This window comes from Spirulina subsalsa FACHB-351 (genome assembly GCF_026130165.1).
In the GTDB taxonomy this organism is placed as follows: Bacteria; Cyanobacteriota; Cyanobacteriia; order Cyanobacteriales; family Spirulinaceae; genus Spirulina_A; species Spirulina_A subsalsa_A.
This window is the reverse complement of sequence record NZ_JAIHOM010000275.1, coordinates 1-545: the sequence shown is the minus strand read 5'-3', so window position 1 is coordinate 545 and position 545 is coordinate 1. Positions and strand designations below refer to the sequence as shown.

General features: G+C 41.1%; 1 protein-coding gene. It reads left to right on the top strand.

Translation table 11 applies throughout. The annotated features are described in order from the left end of the window. A partial coding sequence (locus K4A83_RS22840) for an RNA-guided endonuclease InsQ/TnpB family protein (RefSeq protein WP_265267024.1) occupies nucleotides 1-545 on the top strand: 545 nt, incomplete at both ends.

Genomic DNA, 545 nt, shown 5'->3' with positions numbered 1-545 from the left:
CAACAACAAAAGAGATTAGCTCAATTGTTTGGTTGTGTTCGTGTGGTCTGGAATGATGCTCTTGCGCTTTGCAAGGCATCTGGTAAAGCGATTAGCTTTAACCAACTCTCAGCTCTGCTCACTCAGTCCAAAAAGACTGAAGAAAGGGCATGGCTTAAAGATGTATCGTCTGTGCCTTTGCAGCAATCTCTAAGGTATTTAGATGTTGCCTATCGCAATTTCTTTAATGCCTTAAAAGGTAAGCGCAAAGGTAAAAAGGTTGGCTCTCCCCAATTTAAAAAGCGAAGCAATAATCAATCTGCTGAGTTCACCAAGGCAGCTTTTTCTCTTTCTGGCGATAGTGTCTATCTAGCCAAGATAGGAAATATCAAGCCTGTATGGTCTAGGGAATTACCGTCAGAGCCTAGCTCTGTAACAGTAATCAAAGATTGTGCAAATCGATATTTTCTTAGCTTTGTTGTGGATATAGAGCCAGAGCAAATAGAACCAATTAATCCATCGGTCGGAATTGATCTAGGGATTAAAACTTTGGCGGTACTCAGTAC